Genomic DNA, 17,604 nt, shown 5'->3' with positions numbered 1-17,604 from the left:
AGGCCGCTCCTATACCATTTCGCTCCACCTTGAGTGAGGACAGTCGATGCGTACGCCTTTAATTGCCGGTAACTGGAAAATGAACGGTTCCGTGGCGTTGATCAATGAGTTCGGTCAAGCCTTCTCCGCCGCCGTGTCGCCAGCGAATGTAGATGTCGTTATTATTCCGCCGTTTCCTTATTTGGATGCGGCGCGTCATGCGTTCGAAGGGACAGTGCTGGCACTGGGCGCGCAAACATTGAACCCTCTTCACTCAGGGGCACATACCGGTGAAGTCAGTGGTCGTATGCTCAAAGAGTTTGCGGTGTCCTATGTGTTGGTAGGACATTCGGAGCGCCGCCAGCTCTATAAAGAAAGCGACGAGCAGATTTTTGCCCGCCTGCTGGCAGCCTTAAGTGTCGAGCTTACGCCGATTCTCTGCGTGGGTGAGTCTCTTGAAGAGCGCGATGCAGGGCGTACGATGGATGTCGTGCTTCGTCAGGTCGGGCATGTGATGTCGCGTTTAGAGCCCGATCAGCGCCAGCAGGTAGTCATTGCCTACGAGCCCGTTTGGGCAATTGGTACGGGGCGCACGGCGTCGCCTGAGCAGGCACAAGAGGTGATGGCGGGCATTCGCGCCTACCAGGCCGGTTTTGATAAAACGCTCGCCGAGCAGCTGCGGCTGTTATACGGCGGCAGTATGAATGCAAGTAATGCGGCGGAGCTGCTTGCTCAGCCGGATATAGACGGCGGTCTAGTGGGCGGAGCCTCACTTAAGATCGATGATTTTTATGCCATTTGTCAGTCAGCAGGATAACGCCATGCAAGTTGCAATACTTATGATCCATGTGGTGATTGCGATCGCCCTAGTGGTACTCATTCTGCTTCAGCAGGGTAAAGGTGCCGAAGCCGGTGCTGCCTTCGGAGGCGGTGCGTCGCAAACGGTCTTCGGCTCGCGCGGTAGCGGCAACTTTTTGTCGCGTACGACGGGGCTGCTTGCTGCCGGGTTTTTCGTCACCTCAATGGCGTTAGCTTACTTTGCTACCCAGGCTGGCCAAGCACCGGAAGCAGGCATCCCAGACTCGCGTTTGATCGAGCAGCAGCAAAGCGTGCCAACGCTTGACGATAGGCCTGCAGGTGTGGATAATACCGCGCCAGTGCTAGAGGAAAGCAGCGACTAAGTGGTTGATGACTTAGCAGCAAACGTTTCTTTAGCCTCCCCTGATGCCGAAGTGGTGGAATTGGTAGACACGCTATCTTGAGGGGGTAGTGACCGTATGGTCGTGCGGGTTCAAGTCCCGCCTTCGGCACCATCTGTTAGGCTGATTTATCAGCTTCCCAGAATGTCTGTTTTGTTCTCACAGTGCACAGTTTGGTGCCTGAGTCGGAAAAGGCAGTTTCAAGTAAGTGGTTCTTGGAACAAGTAGTTCTTGACGTAAGTAGATTAAGTGTCTATTATCGTCGACCTAGATTGATGCGGGGTGGAGCAGTCTGGTAGCTCGTCGGGCTCATAACCCGAAGGTCATCGGTTCAAATCCGGTCCCCGCTACCATTTTCTAGTAGCATGTAAATAGGATAGATTGTTTTCTCATGTTGTTATTTGAATGCAGTCAGACTTGGCAGGTTTAACCCGCCGCATGTTGTTAAGATGGTACCCAAGGTTTCTTTTAAAAAGCCCCTTCCAGTGAAGGGGCTTTTTGTTAGTAGCTTTTGGTTAGCCGGCGCTTTTGTGAACAAGAGTGCTTTAAAGCGGATGCCGCCCGGGTTGCCGGAGGCACATTTCCGAGTAACGCCAATCAGTCACCTCGCTTTTCTTATAACTCCTGGCCAGGTGTCTGACTCAACGGCTATAGGAGCTTTGTCTGTGGCCACTAAACACGCTGCGCTTCATGCGCTGATCGAACCTGTCGTTGCCGCCATGGGCTTTGAGCTATGGGGTATTGACCATCTTTCCCAGGGCAAAAACTCGCGGCTGGTGATTTATATCGAAAGCGAGAATGGCGTCAGCGTGGAAAATTGCGCAGATATTAGCCGCCAGGTCAGTGCCGTCATGGATGTAGAAGACCCCATTGCCGGTGAGTATCGGCTGGAAGTTTCCTCGCCAGGCATGGCACGTCCCTTGTATTCCCTGGATCAGTTTACCCGCTTTCAAGGTCACCACGTCGCGCTGAAACTGCGCACTGCCTTTGATGGGCGGCGCAAGTATCAAGGGCTGCTGGTGGGTGTTGAGGGAGATGAGGTGCTGCTACAGCTGGATAGCGAAGAGTACTGCTTTCCAATTGAAAGTATTGATTCTGCTCACATTGTACCGCAGTTCGACAATTGACCGAGTGGCGGCGCTGCCGGCAGGCTGCCGGGGTGATGCACATAAGGATAGGTTTTCTGGCGAGGCATACGCATGAGTAAAGAAATTTTAATGGTCGTTGACGCGATCTCCAATGAGAAGGGCGTCCCGCGTGATGTCATCTTCGCAGCGGTAGAAGCCGCTCTTGCGAGCGCGTCACGCAAGCGTTTTGATAAAGAAGAAGCCAATGTGCGCGTGCATATTGACCGCCGCACCGGCGAATACGAAACCTTCCGTTTCTGGACAGTCGTGGAAGATGACGAATTCGAAACGCCTGATTACGAAATCAAAGAGACCATCGCCGAGCAGCGTGACCCGCCGCTTAAGCTAGGCGACGTGGTTGAGAAAAGCATTGAAAGCGCGTCTTTTGGCCGTATTGCTGCGCAAACCGCCAAGCAAGTGATCGTGCAAAAAGTGCGCGAGGCTGAGCGTGCAGAAGTGGTGCGTCAGTACGCTGATCGTGAGGGCGAGCTGGTTGCCGGTATTGTTAAAAAGACCACTCGTGATGGCCTAATCATTGATTTGGGCGAAAATGCTGAAGCATTTTTACCGCGCAATGAAATGATTCACGGCGAACGCTACCGCATGAACGAGCGGGTGCGTGCGCTGTTAGTTAAAGTGGATCCTGAGGCTCGCGGTGCACAGCTTCAGCTGTCACGCACATGTCCTGAGTTCATTATTGAACTGTTCAAAATTGAAGTGCCTGAGATCGCTGAGCAGCTAATTGAGATCAAAGGGGCTGCGCGCGATCCCGGTTCACGCGCTAAAATTGCGGTAAAAACGAATGATCGCCGTATTGATCCCGTGGGTGCCTGTGTCGGCATGCGCGGTTCACGCGTTCAAGCCGTTTCATCTGAACTGCAAAATGAGCGTGTCGATATCGTGCTTTGGGACGACAACCCCGCTCAATTGGTGATCAACGCCATGGCGCCGGCTGACGTTGGGTCGATCCTGGTGGATGAAGACGCCCACGCGATGGATGTGGCGGTGGCGCAAGATAATCTTGCCCAGGCCATTGGCCGTAGTGGTCAGAACGTGCGTTTGGCCTCAGAGCTAACCGGCTGGCGTATCAATGTCATGACCGAAGAAGAAGCTGAGACCAAGCGCGATCAAGAAATTGATAGCCTGGTCGACTCTTTTGTCCAGCACCTTGAAGTGGATGAAGACGTTGCCCGCCTGTTGGTGGAAGAAGGGTTCACAACCCTAGAAGAAGTCGCCTACGTGCCGCTGGAAGAAATGCTCGAAATCGAAGAGTTTGATGAGGATTTGGTCGAGGAACTTCGTGCACGTGCGAAAGACGAGCTGCTGACGATGGCGATTGCCTCGGAAGAAGCGCTAGACGGTGCCCAACCAGCGGCCGATCTGCTGGAAATGGATGGCATGGAGCGCCATCTGGCCTTCATTCTGGCCAGTCGCGGCATTGTTACCATGGAAGATCTCGCCGAGCAGTCTGTCGACGATCTGGTCGATATCGAGGAGTTGGACGAAGCGCGCGCAGCGGCATTGATCATGACTGCCCGTGCGCCCTGGTTTGAAGTCGATGACGCATCGGATTCGAACACACAGTAAACAGGTCTCGGGCTGAGGAGGGTCACTATGTCAGATATGACAGTTAAAGATTTCGCAGTAAAGGTGGGCCGTGATGCGCCCCGCCTATTAGAGCAAATGAAAGAAGCGGGTTTGAAGCACGCTTCTGAAAGCGATGCTGTATCTGAAGAAGATAAGCAAAAGCTGTTGAGTTTTTTGCAGAAAAGCCATGGCGGTAGCGATACGGCCGAGGCAGGTAAAAACCGCATCACGCTGACGCGTAAAACACGCAGCCGCATCAATACCGGCGAGCGCGGTAAAACCATCGAAGTGCAGGTACGTAAAAAGAAAACTTACGTAAAAAGCGCTGAAAATGAAAAGCCGAAAGCTGCCGAGCCAAGCTACACGGGCCCGCGCCAGCTGGTAGGCGATATGGCTGAAGCCGAAGCTGAGCGTAAAGTGTTGGACGCTCGCCAAGCTGAAGAGAAAGCCCAGGCAGCTAAAGCCACCGAAGAAGCTGCTAGTAAGAAGGCTGCTGACGCTAAGCCGAAAGCACCTGCTGCAGCGAAAGCGCCGGCGACGCCTGATATCGAAGTGCCTAATCTTGAAATCGACGATGCACCGTCGGGTGAAGATATGCCGCCAGCGCCGCCGAAAGAAGGCCGCACTGACCGTCGCACTGCTCCGCCTAAGAAAGCGGCAGCTAAGAAAGGTCGTCGTGACGATGAAGATCGTGGTGATCGAGAAGAGCGTAAACGCGGTGGCGCGGGCAAGAAAGTAAAACGTGCCGAGCAGCGTCGCGGTGGTCGCCGTGGTGGCAACCAGACCGGCAATGGCAAGCACGCTTTCCAAAAGCCGACCCAGCCGATCGTGCGTGAAGTATCGATCCCTGAGTCTATCAGCGTGGCGGAATTGGCCGACAAAATGTCGATCAAGGCCAACGAAGTCATCAAGGCCATGTTTAACATGGGCGCGGCGGTCACCATCAACCAAACCATTGATCAAGATACAGCAGCGATCGTGGTAGAAGAGATGGGCCATACGCCGAAGCTAGTCAAAGATGATGCGCTGGAAACGGAAATGCTGGAAGGCATCTCCTATGAAGGCGAAGAGATTACGCGTTCGCCCGTCGTTACCGTTATGGGTCACGTTGACCACGGTAAAACCTCGCTGCTGGATTATATCCGTAAAGCGAAGGTCGCAACCGGTGAAGCGGGTGGTATTACGCAGCACATCGGTGCCTACCATGTGGAAGATAACCACGGCGGTGTGACCTTCCTGGATACTCCTGGCCACGCAGCGTTTACCGCTATGCGTGCCCGTGGTGCCAAGGCAACGGACGTCGTGATTCTCGTGGTCGCAGCGGACGACGGCGTTATGCCGCAAACCGTTGAGGCGATTGAGCACTCCAAAGCTGCTGGCGTACCGATGGTCGTCGCGGTCAATAAGATTGATAAGCAAGGCATCGATCTGGATCGCATTAAGAATGAGCTTTCCCAGCACGGCGTTATCTCTGAAGAGTGGGGCGGTGACACGCAGTTTATTCACGTGTCTGCCAAGACCGGTGAAGGTATGGAAGAGCTGCTGGAAGCGATTCAGCTGGCCTCCGAAGTGCTTGAGCTAAAAGCCGTGCCTTCCGCACCGGGTAAAGGTGTTGTCGTTGAGTCACGCCTTGATAAAGGTCGTGGCCCGGTCGCTACTGTACTGGTTCAGAACGGCACGCTTAAAAAGGGCGATATCGTTCTTGCTGGCCTGCACTACGGCCGAGTGCGTGCACTGACCAACGAACTTGCCCAGCAAGTTGATGCGGTTGGCCCGGCCATGCCGGTCGAGATTCAAGGCTTGGGCGGTACGCCGGATGCCGGTGACGACTTTATGGTTGTCGCGGACGAGAAGAAAGCGCGTGAAGTCGCTAACTTCCGTCAAGGCAAATACCGCGAAGTGCGCCTAGCGCGTCAGCAGAAGGCCAAGCTGGAGAACATGTTCAGCCAGATGGGCCAAGACGAAGTGGCCAAGGTCAACATCGTCCTCAAAGCCGACGTTCAAGGTTCACTGGAAGCGATCAAAGGTGCCTTGGAAGAGCTCTCGACGGAAGAAGTTGAAGTGGCCGTGGTGTCCTCGGGTGTTGGTGGTATCACCGGTACCGATGCCAACTTGGCGCTAGCATCTGAAGCCATCGTTGTTGGCTTTAACGTCCGTGCTGACGCCGCTGCCCGCGAGATTATCGAGCGTGAAGGCTTGGATCTGCGCTACTACAGCGTCATCTACCACTTGATCGATGAGGTCAAACAGGCGATGAGCGGTATGCTCGCACCTGAGTGGAAAGAAGAAATCGTGGGTATTGCTGAAGTGCGCGATGTATTCCGTGCACCGAAGATTGGCGCGATTGCTGGCTGTATGGTTATTGAAGGCAGCGTACATCGTAATAAGAAGATTCGCGTACTGCGTGATGACGTCGTTATTTACGAAGGTGAACTCGAATCGCTGCGTCGCTTCAAAGATGATGTACAAGAAGTGCGCAACGGTATGGAGTGTGGCATCGGCGTGAAGAACTACAACGATGTTCAAGTCGGTGACAAGATTGAAGTCTTCGACCAAGTGAAGGTCGAGCGTAGCCTGTAAGGTTACGAGGAGCTAACCATGCGCGAATTTAAGCGTACCGACCGGGTAGCCGACCAGCTCCAAAAGGAGCTGGCGGTACTTATTCAACGCGAAGTGAAAGACCCGCGCTTAGGCATGGTCACGGTAAGCGGTGTCACCGTTAGCCGCGACCTTGGCTACTCCGATGTGTATGTCACCCTGCTGGGTGAGCAGGAGCCTGAGCGTATTAAAGAGAATCTCCAGGTGCTTAAACGTGCCGCTGGTTTTCTAAGAAGCCAAATTGCTAAGCGTATCAAGCTGCGTCATGTCCCGGAGCTACGCTTTCATTTCGATGAAAGCGTGGTTCGGGGTCAGCATCTCTCTTCATTAATTGATGAGGCGGTGACGACTGACCGCGCGCGCTATCAAGACGATAGCGATGGCGATTATCAGGACAGTGACCCAGACGCCGAGCAAAGTGAGGAAACTCGCTAGTGGCACGTCAACGTCGCGGCTTGCCGGTTAACGGCGTACTGCTGCTGGATAAGCCCAAAGGGCTTTCCAGCAATCATGCGCTGCAGCGTGTTCGCCGTTTGTTTCAGGCCCAAAAAGCCGGTCATACGGGCACGTTAGATCCGATGGCAACCGGCTTGTTGCCGATTTGCTTAGGCGAAGCCACCAAGTTTTCATCGCACTTGCTGGAAGCCGATAAGGTATATCGCACTCGTGTAGAGCTGGGTGTGATGACCGATACCGGCGATGCAGAAGGCAGGATTATTGCGCAGCATGACGTACCCAGTTTAACCATTGATGACGTGGAAGCAGTGCTAACACGATTTCGTGGTGAGATTGACCAAGTGCCGCCCATGTATTCTGCTCTCAAGCATCAGGGCAAAAAGCTTTATGAGCTGGCCCGCGAAGGCAAGCACGTAGAGCGTGCAGCGCGGCGAGTAAGCGTGTATGATGCGCGCCTATTATCGTTTGACGGCACCGCTTTTGAGCTGGAAGTAAGCTGCAGTAAAGGCACTTACATCCGCACGTTAGCCGAAGATATTGGCCAGGCACTGGGCTGTGGTGCGCACATTAGTCAGTTAAGAAGGCTTAAAACAGGGCCTTTTTTAGCCGATGCAATGTGGACACTAGAGGCGCTAGAAGCGTTGGCCGATCAAGCCGCTTTAGAAGCTGAGCTAATGCCGGTGGATGTGTTGGTCAATCACCTGCCGTTATTAACGGTCGATGACATCGCGCATTCGCGTTTGGCCTATGGCCAGCCCGTTACGCTCGAAACCGGCGCCTTAGGGCCGGACGACGTAGCCAGACTTTATTATGCCGAGACGTTTATCGGCCTTGGTGTAGTGAAAGGCGCCCAGGAAGTGGCGCCTAAGCGACTGTTAAGTACCGTCGCTATCTCGTAAACAGCGTTGCAAGGATGCCGCCGTCTACGTAAAAATGGTAAGACGAAGATAGTAAGACGAAAATAGTAAGACGAAAATAGTACGAGCAAGAACGTCAGGCGAGCATTGCAATTCGTAAATTGTAAGTCGCAAATAGCAGATTGAGACTGCAAATATGCGTGGTCTCACCCATTCATTTTTAGGCATATTGCTTACTGGAGATACAGATGGCTTTAACCGCTGAGAAGAAGGCCGAGATCGTCACCGAATACGGCCGCGGCGATAACGATACGGGTTCCCCTGAAGTGCAGGTTGCACTGCTGAGCGCCAACATCAATGGCCTGCAGGATCACTTCAAGACCAACAAGCAGGATCACCACTCACGTCGTGGTCTGATCCGCATGGTTAACCAGCGTCGTAAGCTGCTGGACTACCTAAAGCGTAAAGATTTCGAACGCTATCAGTCTCTGATTCAGCGTTTAGGTCTTCGCCGCTAAGTATTACTGGCAAAGATTGAGAAACGGGCAGCTCCTTGTGAGCTGCCCGTTTTGCGTTGGTGGATAGGCCATGAAGTACAAGTGTTAGTGAGCGGAAATCTGCACAAACGTCGATTTTAATCGTGCGGATTTCCATCCATCGGCAGGTGTGGGCCTTTCGACGTTTGTCGCGTGTGAAATTTTCAACTGTTTGAAATAAAGAAGTAAAGCAGTGAGCGGAATGTAGTTTGCACAAGTATTTGGGAGGTACTGAGGTGTCTGGACTTAATACGCCTTAGATTTTACAAACGACTCCTTGGATGGAACTAACACCAATGAAAACATCCCTCGCCAGCATTGGCATTCTCGCCATAACCGCGCTACTCCCAGTTTCAGCCATGGCCGAAGCCGAAACCGAAACCCAGTCCAATGCCCTTGGCTCACCAAACCCGCAGCAAATCCTCTATGTAGGCAATAGTTATCAGTACTACAACAATAGCCTGCACAACTACGTTAAGCGTATGGCGGAAGCCGCCTACCCGGACACTGCCGATCAGCTCAAGAGCAAGTCTGTGACCATTTCAGGCGCTTCTTTATCGCAGCACGAAGTCAAAAACTATCTGTTCCCAGGGGCCTTGGGATTTCCTAACCCGTTTGATGTTGTTGTCCTTCAGGGGCACAGCGCGGCTGCATTGAGCGACGAGCAGCAGCAGGAATTTCGTGATGCTGTTCTGCGGCATCATAATGCCATTGAGGCGACGGGGGCAGAGACCGTCCTTTACATGACGCCTGCCTACAGTGAAGATCATGATAGTTACGATGCTGGCATGATCGATAAGATCGAAGAGCTATATACCTCTGTGGGTAATGAGATCGGCGCCCCGGTGATTCCCGTTGGTCTTGCTTTTCAAAATTCCTACGAGCAACGCCCAGAGTTGGCCTTGCATGTTGATTACGATGGCAGCCACCCCTCTCCAGAAGGCACCTATCTAGCCGCCGCCACCGTGTTTGCCACACTCTACGACAAATCGGTCGTCGGTAATCCGTACACCTATTACGGCCGTATCGATGAAGATACGGCGGCTTTTTTGCAGCAGGTCGCCGAAGACACGGTAGCCGAGTACAACCGCCGCTAACGCGCTAAGACCCAAGTCTGGTTAAGTGAGTTGTCTACTGCCAGCGCAGTTCGACTGTCGGCCTGCGCTGCTAGGCGCGCGTGTAACCGTGATTTGTACACGCCAGGTAGAAGGTTCTGAGCAAGGCTATCCACATCTGAATTAATAAAATAAGAGAGCAAAAATGAGAATCCTATGGTTCGCATTAATGGTGCTGTGCCTGCCATTGTCGACGGTCGCCGCTAATGAGCGCGTGGCAAGCCTGGAGGCCGGTGCTGGGCGCTATGTATTTGAAGACCCCTCTACACGCCAGGAGGTGGGGGTCTATTACTATCAGCCGAGCAACTATACGTCGGATACGCCGATAGTTCTCATTCTGCACGGGCTGCGACGCAACGCGAAGGAGTATCGTGACAACTGGGCCGAACTTGCTGAGCGTGAGGGGCTGATGGTCTTGGTGCCTCGGTTTAGCGCGCAGGCCTATCCAGGCGGAAATGGTTTCAACTTGGGTAACGTATTCAAGGCCGGGTCAGCAGAGCAAGCGCGTGGTTTTACTCAGTTAGAGGAGATGAACCCGCCAGATCAGTGGGTCTTCACTCTTGTTGAGAGAGTGTTTGCTGACTTCAGAACGCACCGCAGCCATAGTAATCGTGAAACCTATTATCTGTATGGCCACGGTGCCGGTGCACAGGTAGCCCATCGCTTCGCAATGTTCATGCCCGAGTCTAATGTAGAGGAAATTATCGTCGGTGCAGCAGGCTGGTACACGATGCCTGATGAGACGATTGCGTGGCCGTATGGGACCGGTGGTGTACCGATGCTGAATGCCACCGCGATAGAAGCTTTTTTTTCTCAGCCGATGCTGTTGCTGGCAGGTGGAGCGGATACGGCCACACTTCACACTGTTATGCGCCAGACGCCTGAGACCAATGCGCAGGGCGAGACTCGCGTGGAACGAACTCGCCACTATTTTGAATTTGGTGAACGCCAAGCCCGGTCTTTGAACACCACATTCAATTGGCGGCATTGGGTTTTACCCGGCGTGACACACAGCCCCAGTCAGATGACGCCCTTTGCGGCTCGCTATATTGCATCGCGAGCACGCTAGTCGAGCGATTTGCACAACAACAATCAGAATCCGATCCTCAAGGGTCATGGGACAATCATGCTAAATAAAACTAATTCAGGCCGCAGTGTCCTGCTATCTGCGGCCACCCTCGGGTTATTTGTTTTACCTGTCTTTAGTGGTAGTGCGTTGGCCAGTGAGGCGACACCTGCCGAACTTGCTGAACTGATTGCGCGCCAGTCTGAGCTGCTGGCTCGTCAGGCGCAGCAATTGGAGGCTATGCAGGCCCGTTTAGGACAGCTGGAGTCTTCTCGGGATACAGTTCTCGTAGCATCAGCGCAGAACCCAACCACGGCGTCTACACAACCCAGCGCTGAGGTGACAGCATCGGGAGATAGTGTGGCCATTGCAGAGCTACAAAGCCAGGTCGCATTGCTAGAGGCATCCCAGGTTGACCAGTCGCGTATTGACTGGTCGGGTGGTGGGCCCGAATTTATCAGCGCCGACGGCAGCCGTCGTCTGGAGATAGGGGGGCGGCTACAGTTTGATACCTCGGCCACGCGTGGCTCTGATTTTGAAGATCGTAATATCAGCGGCTCAACGGCAAGGCGCTTGCAATTGGATCTTGCTGGTCAGCTATCTGAACGCGTTGGTTACAAGCTGGGCTACGACCTGTCAAACAACTCTGTCAGCATGCGTGATGCCTATATATCTAGCCTATTTAACTGGGGCGGAAGAGATGCAGAGCTGTATGTCGGCAATAAATATGACGACCGCACGATGGATGGTGCTACTTCATCCAACAATACTTGGTTCATGGAGCGAAACTTCGTTAATGAAGCAGTTGCTCCAGACCGTGGCTCATACGGACTGGGGGTGAAAGGCAAAGTGTTCGGCAACAACCGTGACTGGCATGCATCCTTAGCAGTGACCAATGGCAGGCTCGGCGGTGACACCGATCGCTCTGATACGACCACCTACATGAGCCGAGCCCACTGGAATCCCTGGCATAGCGGTGGTGATATGGTCCACTTAGGTGGCTGGGGATTCTATGAAGATTTTGATAGTAGTTCAGGTAATGTGACCAACAACATCAATGCCGCCGATGATTTCAATGACAACGTTACTATTCGTAGTCGTGCTGTCACCGATCCTGAGTCGAGCACTGCTTATGGGCTTGAATTGGCTACATCGCTGGGTTCATTTGCGGCGGCCGCAGAATATGGCCAGCGCACCGTTGATCAGCGTGAAGTTGCTGGAGGTCAGAGCCTGAGCTATGACGCTTGGGCTGTTCAGGCCAGCTATTTTTTAACGGGTGAGCAGCATGGCTACTCTCGTAAATCAGGCCTCTGGCGGAGCCCGAATATCAAGAGCCCGGTTTCGTCGGGGGGAATGGGGGCATTTCAGTTTGCCGTCCGCTATCAGGAGTTGGATTTTTTCGATGAGCCCAATTATCTCGGTGGCGAGGGGAACGCAACGACACTTGGTCTGAACTGGTATCCGAACGACTGGGCGCGGGTGATGCTTAATTACACGCTCTGGGACACCCATAATCGCTCTGTCTCCTTCAGGGGGCCAGATGATGGTGATACGCTCTCCGCTCGATTGCAGTTAGTGTTCTAATAAGATCGCTTTAGATGTTGTGAAGGGCAGTGTCTGGCACTCAGTTTTATCCGTGTGACAACGGGCAGCTCCTTGTGAGCTGCCCGTTTTTTTATGTTTTGGCTTGCCCAAAGAGGGAACTGGTAGCCCTATCGCGTTCCAGCGCCTAGAATGGTATCGAGTCAAAACGACCTAAACGAATAGACAAGTAGATATTGATAATGCTGAAGGAAGTCGCTGTGAATCCGGTAAAGAAAACGTTCCAGTACGGTCGTAGCACCGTCACGCTCGAAACCGGGCGTATTGCTCGCCAGGCTAGCGGCGCTGTCATGGTTACCATGGACGACACTGTCGTGCTGTGTACCGTGGTCGCCAGAAAAGAAGCTAACCCGAGCCAGCCCTTTTTCCCCCTCTCGGTACATTACCAAGAGAAGACCTACGCGGTGGGTAAAATTCCTGGCGGCTTCTTCAAGCGTGAAGGTCGACCCACTGAAAAAGAGACGCTGACCTCGCGTCTGATTGATCGCCCTATTCGCCCGCTGTTCCCTAAAGGCTTTATGAACGAAGTGCAGGTCGTCTGTACCGTTCTTTCCACCGATCGCAACCACGATCCGGATATTGCTGCACTGCTGGGTACCTCTGCGGCGCTGAGCATCTCTGGCGTGCCTTTTAAAGGCCCGATTGGTGCTGCGCGCGTTGGCTTTAATGAAGAGCAGGGCTACTTCCTCAACCCGACGGTTGAAGAGCTGGCGACCTCTGAGCTCGACATGGTCGTTGCCGGTACTGAAAAAGCCGTATTGATGGTTGAGTCTGAAGCCAAAGAACTGCTTGAAGATGAAATGCTCGGCGCGGTGTTGTTTGGCCACCAGGAAATGCAGGTCGCGATTACGGCGATCAATGAACTGGTCGCCGAAGCAGGCAAGCCACGCTGGGAGTGGAAGGCCGCTGAAGAAAATGCGGAATTAAAAGCTGCCATGAGCGATGCTTTTGAAGCCAAGGTAGGAGATGCTTACCGCATTACCGATAAAATGCAGCGTCAGGATGCGCTGGCGGCGCTGAAAGATCAGGCGGTTGAGCAACTAGTCGCCGTTGAAGGCGAGCCCGTTAACGATAAGTTTACTAAAGATGAAGTGAAAGGTGCTTTCGCGGGTCTTGAAAAACGCGTCGTGCGTTCACGTGTGGTCAAGGGCGAGCCGCGTATTGACGGCCGTGATAACCAAACAGTGCGCCCGCTAGCCATCGAAGTGGGTGTGCTGCCGAAGACTCATGGGTCGGCCGTGTTTACTCGCGGTGAAACGCAGGCTATTGCCATTGCCACGCTGGGCACGCTGCGTGACTCTCAGCTGATTGAGTCTTTAGAAGGCGAGCGTAAAGACCGTTTTATGCTGCACTACAACTTCCCTCCTTATTCCGTTGGTGAAGCTGGCTTCATGGGTGGTCCGAAGCGTCGCGAAATCGGTCACGGCCGCTTAGCGCGCCGTGGCGTTCAGGCAATGCTGCCTTCCGCTGACGTTTTCCCGTATACCATTCGCGTAGTATCTGAAATCACCGAGTCTAACGGCTCAAGCTCAATGGCTTCAGTCTGTGGCTCTTCATTGGCCCTGATGGATGCAGGCGTACCGCTGAAAGCGCCGGTAGCCGGTATCGCCATGGGCCTAGTGAAAGATGCTGACGGCTTTGCGGTATTGACCGATATCCTGGGTGACGAAGATCACCTCGGCGACATGGATTTTAAAGTCGCCGGTTCTGAAGAGGGCATTACCGCCCTGCAGATGGACATTAAGATCGAAGGCATCAACGAAGAGATTATGGAGCTCGCACTGCAGCAAGCACTGGCTGCGCGACTGAGTATTCTTGAGCAAATGAATGTCGTGATCAGCCAGAGCCGCACCGATGTCTCTGACAACGCACCGTCCATGGCGACGATCAAAATCGATCCTGACAAAATCCGTGATGTCATTGGTAAAGGTGGTGCGACGATTCGCAAAATTTGCGAAGATACCGGCGCCTCGATCGATCTTGACGATGATGGCACCGTACGTATTTACGCGGAAGACAAAGCCGCCGCGAAGCGAGCCATTGATACCGTATTGGCGATTACCGCTGAAGCGGAAATTGGCAAGCTGTACAACGGTAAGGTCGTACGTATTGCTGACTTCGGCGCCTTTGTGAACATCATGCCGGGTACCGATGGTCTGGTGCACATCTCGCAGATCGTTGCCGAGCGTGTTAATAACGTGCGCGACTTCTTGAACGAAGGCGATGACGTGATCGTGAAAGTGCTCGATATTGACAACCGCAATCGCGTGAAGCTGTCGATGAAAGAGATCACCGAAGAAGAAAAGACTGCTTTCGCAGCGCAAGAAGCGGAAACCGACACCACGATTTAACATGCAGGTCGTTAAATCGTAATTCGGTTTCTGATACCGCCCTCGTAGCCCCTGGTTACGAGGGCGGTGTTGTTTGATAGGCACGCTTATATTGTCAGCAGCAGTAAGAGAGAGTCGCTATGGAGCAGGAACAAGCGCCGCGGTGGAGAGCGGTGGTGGCCGTGATGATCGGCATTTTTTTATTGGTGACCGCTGAGCAGTTGCCTATCGGGTTATTGTCTCAAGTGGCCTCGGCGATGGGCGTGACGCCAGGCACGGCGGGGTTAATGGTGACCGTACCCGGCGTCATTGCGGCTTTTTCAGCCCCGCTTTTGCCGGTAGCCGTGGGGCGCTTGGATCGGCGCATCATGCTCACGCTGCTGATGATGGTGATGGTGCTGGGCAGTGTGTTGACGGCGCTGGCAAGCAGCTTTGCACTGCTGCTTGCCGCGCGCGTGCTGGTCGGGTTGAGTATTGGTGGATTTTGGGCGGTAGCTGGAAGTATTGCGCCACGCCTAGTGCCAGAAGCTAAGGTGCCGAAGGCGATGACGCTTATTTTTGGTGGCGTAGCGGCGGCGTCAGTACTGGGTGTACCGCTTGGCACGCTGCTGGGAGATCTTAGCAACTGGCGAGTCGCCTTTGGTGCGCTAGGCGGGTTCAGCCTGCTAACGGCCATCGCGCTATGGTGCTGGCTACCCCCTTTACCGCCGAGAGAGCCGGTGCGTTTACGCGTGCTAGCGCAGCAGCTAAGTAATCGTGGCGTGCGGGTGGCCGTGCTCACAACGGGGTTTGTGGTGGTGGGGCACTTCGCGGCCTATACCTTTATTAGCCCTATTCTGCAGGAAATAAGCGGTATTTCTCAGCGCCATGTGGGCAGCCTGCTGCTGCTTTACGGCGCAGCTGGTATTTTGGGCAATATAGCGGCAGGCGTATTTGCCGGGCGCCACCCGTACCGTGCCGTGCTGGCCATTCCTAGTTTGCTACTACTGGTTGTCGCGGCCTTCCCATTGCTGGGCATTCAACCGCAAAGCGGCGTTATCTTGCTGATGATTTGGGGGGCGGTTTTCGGCAGTGTATCGGTGAGTATTCAGACCTGGATTCTACGCACCGCGCCGAATACGGAAGCCGCCACGGCCTTGATGGCCTTTGCGTTTAATATGTCGATCGGCCTGGGAGCGATGCTGGGCGGGCGAATCGTCGATGGCACTAGCTTGCCCATTGCCATGTGGGCTGCATCGATATTCTTTCTGATGGGCGCGTTGCTGGTGTTGAGGACGCCACCTAGGGTGGTGGGTGTAAAGACTCGCTGAAGGCATGGCATTAAAAAAGCCCTCATCTACTGATGAGGGCTTGAGGCTAGCTAAATAACGCAGGCGAGGCCGTTAAGGACGCTCAATGGCAAGCGCTACACCCTGACCGCCGCCGATACATAGCGTCGCTAGGCCTTTCTTGACGTCTCGGGCGATCATTTCGTGTAGCAGTGTGACCAATACGCGACAGCCTGAGGCACCGATAGGGTGCCCGATAGCAATGGCGCCACCGTTAACGTTTACCTTGCTGACATCCCAGCCTAGCTCTTTATTAACAGACAGGGCTTGGGCAGCGAAGGCTTCGTTGGCCTCGATAAGATCAAGGTCATCTAGGCTCCAGCCAGCTTTTTCTAAACAGCGGCGGGTGGCCGGTGCCGGGCCGATGCCCATAATCGCAGGGTCTACCCCAGCGTTGGCATAGCCTGCAATGCGCGCCAGCGGCTCAAGGCCTAACTGCTTGGCTTTTTCAGCGGAGCAGAGCATAACCACCGCCGCGCCGTCGTTCAGCCCCGACGCGTTACCGGCGGTGATCGTACCGTCTTTCTTAAACGCAGGGCGCATGCCGCTGAGTTTATCGGCCGTGACTTCTCGCGGATTTTCATCGGTATCAAAGACCAGCGGATCGCCTTTACGCTGGGGAATTTCCACCGGCACGATCTGGCCCTTAAACTTACCTTCTTTGATCGCTGCTGCGGCTTTCTGCTGGGAAGACGCCGCGAATTCATCCATCGCTTCGCGGGTGATGCTGTATTTCTCAGCTAAATTCTCGGCGGTAATACCCATGTGATAGTCATTGAATGCATCCCACAGGCCATCGTGGACCATGGAATCAATGGCTTTCCAGTCACCCATGCGTTGTCCGGTGCGTGAGTTGGGTAGCACGTGAGGTGATGCGGACATGTTCTCCTGGCCACCTGCCAGAATGATGTCAGCGTCGCCACAGCGAATGGCCTGAGCCGCCAGATGAAGCGCTTTAAGACCTGAGCCGCAGACTTTATTGATGGTCATGGCCGGTACCGAGTCTGGCAGGCCTCCTTTAATCGCCGCTTGGCGAGCCGGATTCTGGCCTACGCCAGCGGTGAGCACTTGGCCTAGCAGCACTTCGTCAACTTGATCAGGGGCAACGCCGGTAGATGCAAGGATATCTTTGATCACCAGCGCACCAAGGTCGCTGGCTGGAATGCCCGCGAGAGAGCCTCCGAATGCGCCCACGGCGGTGCGGCGTGCCGCAACAATGACTACGTCTTGCATAAAATGACTCCTGGAGTAAATAACAGACAGGCTGATGCCAGATGCCCGGTAGGCGTACTCTGTCAGCCGACACTCTCAGCCGTCCTTTCAGGATAGAGGAAGGGTATGCGTTGCGGCAATACGCATTTATAAGCAAATAAAAGCGGGCCACGTCAGGGCCCGCTGCTTAATCTGTCTAGCGCCTTCTACTTAGGCTAACTGCACTGGAATAATGTTGCTGGTGTGGCTAACGTCATTACCTTCTTGTAGGTAGACCAGCGCGGGCTGATGGCAGGCCAGTTCGGCTTGTGAGTAGTGAGCATAGCTGCAGATAATGATGCGATGACCGGGAGCCGCCAGGTGGGCAGCCGCACCGTTGATCGAGATTAGTTTGGAGCCTTCCTCTCCGCGAATGGCGTAGGTCGTGAAGCGCTCGCCATTTTCGACGTTATAAATCTGAATCTGTTCATTTTCACGAATGCCGGCCAGATCCAGCAGGTCGCCGTCGATGGCGCAGGAGCCTTCGTAATTAAGTACCGCGTGGGTGACGCGGGCCATGTGCAGCTTGGCTTTGAGCATAATGGTATGCATGTGAGCTCCTTTATTTCCCTG

Annotated in this window: 15 protein-coding genes and 2 tRNA genes; 15 read left to right on the top strand and 2 right to left on the bottom strand. The window is 54.0% G+C overall.

Going from position 1 to position 17,604, the window contains the following annotated elements; translation table 11 throughout:
• The first annotated feature begins 46 nt into the window (after window positions 1-46).
• The 15 genes from tpiA (at window position 47) to ACT3TF_RS13560 (ending at window position 15,762) form a co-directional block, all read left to right on the top strand.
• Window positions 47-796, top strand: a complete 750-nt coding sequence (tpiA, locus tag ACT3TF_RS13630) for a triose-phosphate isomerase (protein WP_441685306.1) — start codon at window positions 47-49, stop codon at window positions 794-796.
• Window positions 797-800: 4 nt separating this feature from the next.
• Complete coding sequence (gene secG, locus ACT3TF_RS13625) at window positions 801-1,160, top strand: preprotein translocase subunit SecG (protein ID WP_096276235.1); 360 nt, start codon at window positions 801-803, stop codon at window positions 1,158-1,160.
• A gap of 45 nt (window positions 1,161-1,205) precedes the next feature.
• Window positions 1,206-1,292, top strand: a tRNA-Leu gene (locus ACT3TF_RS13620).
• A 162-nt stretch (window positions 1,293-1,454) separates the two neighbouring features.
• A tRNA-Met gene (locus ACT3TF_RS13615) sits at window positions 1,455-1,531 on the top strand.
• 312 nt (window positions 1,532-1,843) lie between these two features.
• A complete protein-coding gene (gene rimP / locus ACT3TF_RS13610; protein ID WP_096276233.1) occupies window positions 1,844-2,305 on the top strand; it encodes a ribosome maturation factor RimP in 462 nt (153 codons plus the stop codon).
• A gap of 72 nt (window positions 2,306-2,377) precedes the next feature.
• Complete coding sequence (gene nusA / locus ACT3TF_RS13605) at window positions 2,378-3,892, top strand: transcription termination factor NusA (RefSeq protein ID WP_096276231.1); 1,515 nt, start codon at window positions 2,378-2,380, stop codon at window positions 3,890-3,892.
• A 27-nt stretch (window positions 3,893-3,919) separates the two neighbouring features.
• Window positions 3,920-6,472 (top strand): translation initiation factor IF-2, encoded by a 2,553-nt coding sequence (gene infB / locus ACT3TF_RS13600; RefSeq protein ID WP_444672358.1) that lies wholly within the window; start codon window positions 3,920-3,922, stop codon window positions 6,470-6,472.
• 18 nt (window positions 6,473-6,490) lie between these two features.
• A complete protein-coding gene (gene rbfA, locus ACT3TF_RS13595; protein ID WP_441685309.1) occupies window positions 6,491-6,925 on the top strand; it encodes a 30S ribosome-binding factor RbfA in 435 nt (144 codons plus the stop codon).
• Window positions 6,925-7,845, top strand: a complete 921-nt coding sequence (gene truB / locus ACT3TF_RS13590; protein ID WP_444672357.1) for a tRNA pseudouridine(55) synthase TruB — start codon at window positions 6,925-6,927, stop codon at window positions 7,843-7,845. Before rbfA ends, truB begins: the two co-directional genes overlap by 1 nt.
• Window positions 7,846-8,051: 206 nt before the next feature.
• The gene (rpsO, locus tag ACT3TF_RS13585; RefSeq protein ID WP_007111823.1) at window positions 8,052-8,321 is read left to right on the top strand and encodes a 30S ribosomal protein S15; all 270 of its coding nucleotides are present in this window, start codon (window positions 8,052-8,054) and stop codon (window positions 8,319-8,321) included.
• Between the two features lie 314 nt (window positions 8,322-8,635).
• On the top strand, window positions 8,636-9,436 hold the full coding sequence (locus tag ACT3TF_RS13580) for a DUF4886 domain-containing protein (RefSeq protein WP_441685313.1): 801 nt from the start codon (window positions 8,636-8,638) through the stop codon (window positions 9,434-9,436).
• Between the two features lie 163 nt (window positions 9,437-9,599).
• On the top strand, window positions 9,600-10,523 hold the full coding sequence (locus ACT3TF_RS13575; RefSeq protein ID WP_441685314.1) for a hypothetical protein: 924 nt from the start codon (window positions 9,600-9,602) through the stop codon (window positions 10,521-10,523).
• Window positions 10,524-10,580: 57 nt separating this feature from the next.
• On the top strand, window positions 10,581-12,104 hold the full coding sequence (locus ACT3TF_RS13570; RefSeq protein ID WP_444672356.1) for an OprO/OprP family phosphate-selective porin: 1,524 nt from the start codon (window positions 10,581-10,583) through the stop codon (window positions 12,102-12,104).
• A 200-nt stretch (window positions 12,105-12,304) separates the two neighbouring features.
• Window positions 12,305-14,473 carry a polyribonucleotide nucleotidyltransferase gene (gene pnp / locus ACT3TF_RS13565; protein ID WP_444672355.1) on the top strand — a complete coding sequence of 723 codons (2,169 nt, stop codon included), beginning with the start codon at window positions 12,305-12,307 and terminating at the stop codon, window positions 14,471-14,473.
• A gap of 119 nt (window positions 14,474-14,592) precedes the next feature.
• Window positions 14,593-15,762: an MFS transporter gene (locus ACT3TF_RS13560; protein ID WP_441685320.1), complete on the top strand. Its 1,170-nt coding sequence runs from the start codon at window positions 14,593-14,595 to the stop codon at window positions 15,760-15,762.
• Window positions 15,763-15,834: 72 nt separating this feature from the next.
• On the opposite strand, the gene ACT3TF_RS13555 is transcribed toward ACT3TF_RS13560, so the two are convergent.
• The gene (locus tag ACT3TF_RS13555) at window positions 15,835-17,013 is read right to left on the bottom strand and encodes an acetyl-CoA C-acetyltransferase (protein WP_444672354.1); all 1,179 of its coding nucleotides are present in this window, start codon (window positions 17,011-17,013) and stop codon (window positions 15,835-15,837) included.
• 189 nt (window positions 17,014-17,202) lie between these two features.
• Entirely contained in the window at window positions 17,203-17,583 is a 381-nt protein-coding gene (gene panD / locus ACT3TF_RS13550) for an aspartate 1-decarboxylase (RefSeq protein ID WP_096276210.1), read from the bottom strand.
• Window positions 17,584-17,604 lie beyond the last annotated feature (21 nt).

Origin of the sequence: Halomonas sp. AOP25-F1-15, from assembly GCF_052378675.1 — a bacterium.
GTDB lineage: Bacteria > Pseudomonadota > Gammaproteobacteria > Pseudomonadales > Halomonadaceae > Vreelandella > Vreelandella casei.
Note: the sequence above shows the minus strand (reverse complement) of the source record. Positions and strands in the feature narration are given on the sequence as shown.

Coding starts and splice junctions, on each gene's coding strand:
- ACT3TF_RS13555 (WP_444672354.1), bottom strand. CDS start 17,013: ATGCAAGACGTAGTCATTGTTGCGGCACGCCGCACCGCCGTGGGCGCA.
- ACT3TF_RS13560 (WP_441685320.1), top strand. CDS start 14,593: ATGGAGCAGGAACAAGCGCCGCGGTGGAGAGCGGTGGTGGCCGTGATG.
- nusA (WP_096276231.1), top strand. CDS start 2,378: ATGAGTAAAGAAATTTTAATGGTCGTTGACGCGATCTCCAATGAGAAG.
- secG (WP_096276235.1), top strand. CDS start 801: ATGCAAGTTGCAATACTTATGATCCATGTGGTGATTGCGATCGCCCTA.
- rpsO (WP_007111823.1), top strand. CDS start 8,052: ATGGCTTTAACCGCTGAGAAGAAGGCCGAGATCGTCACCGAATACGGC.
- infB (WP_444672358.1), top strand. CDS start 3,920: ATGTCAGATATGACAGTTAAAGATTTCGCAGTAAAGGTGGGCCGTGAT.
- ACT3TF_RS13580 (WP_441685313.1), top strand. CDS start 8,636: ATGAAAACATCCCTCGCCAGCATTGGCATTCTCGCCATAACCGCGCTA.
- ACT3TF_RS13570 (WP_444672356.1), top strand. CDS start 10,581: ATGCTAAATAAAACTAATTCAGGCCGCAGTGTCCTGCTATCTGCGGCC.
- tpiA (WP_441685306.1), top strand. CDS start 47: ATGCGTACGCCTTTAATTGCCGGTAACTGGAAAATGAACGGTTCCGTG.
- pnp (WP_444672355.1), top strand. CDS start 12,305: ATGCTGAAGGAAGTCGCTGTGAATCCGGTAAAGAAAACGTTCCAGTAC.
- rbfA (WP_441685309.1), top strand. CDS start 6,491: ATGCGCGAATTTAAGCGTACCGACCGGGTAGCCGACCAGCTCCAAAAG.
- panD (WP_096276210.1), bottom strand. CDS start 17,583: ATGCATACCATTATGCTCAAAGCCAAGCTGCACATGGCCCGCGTCACC.
- ACT3TF_RS13575 (WP_441685314.1), top strand. CDS start 9,600: ATGAGAATCCTATGGTTCGCATTAATGGTGCTGTGCCTGCCATTGTCG.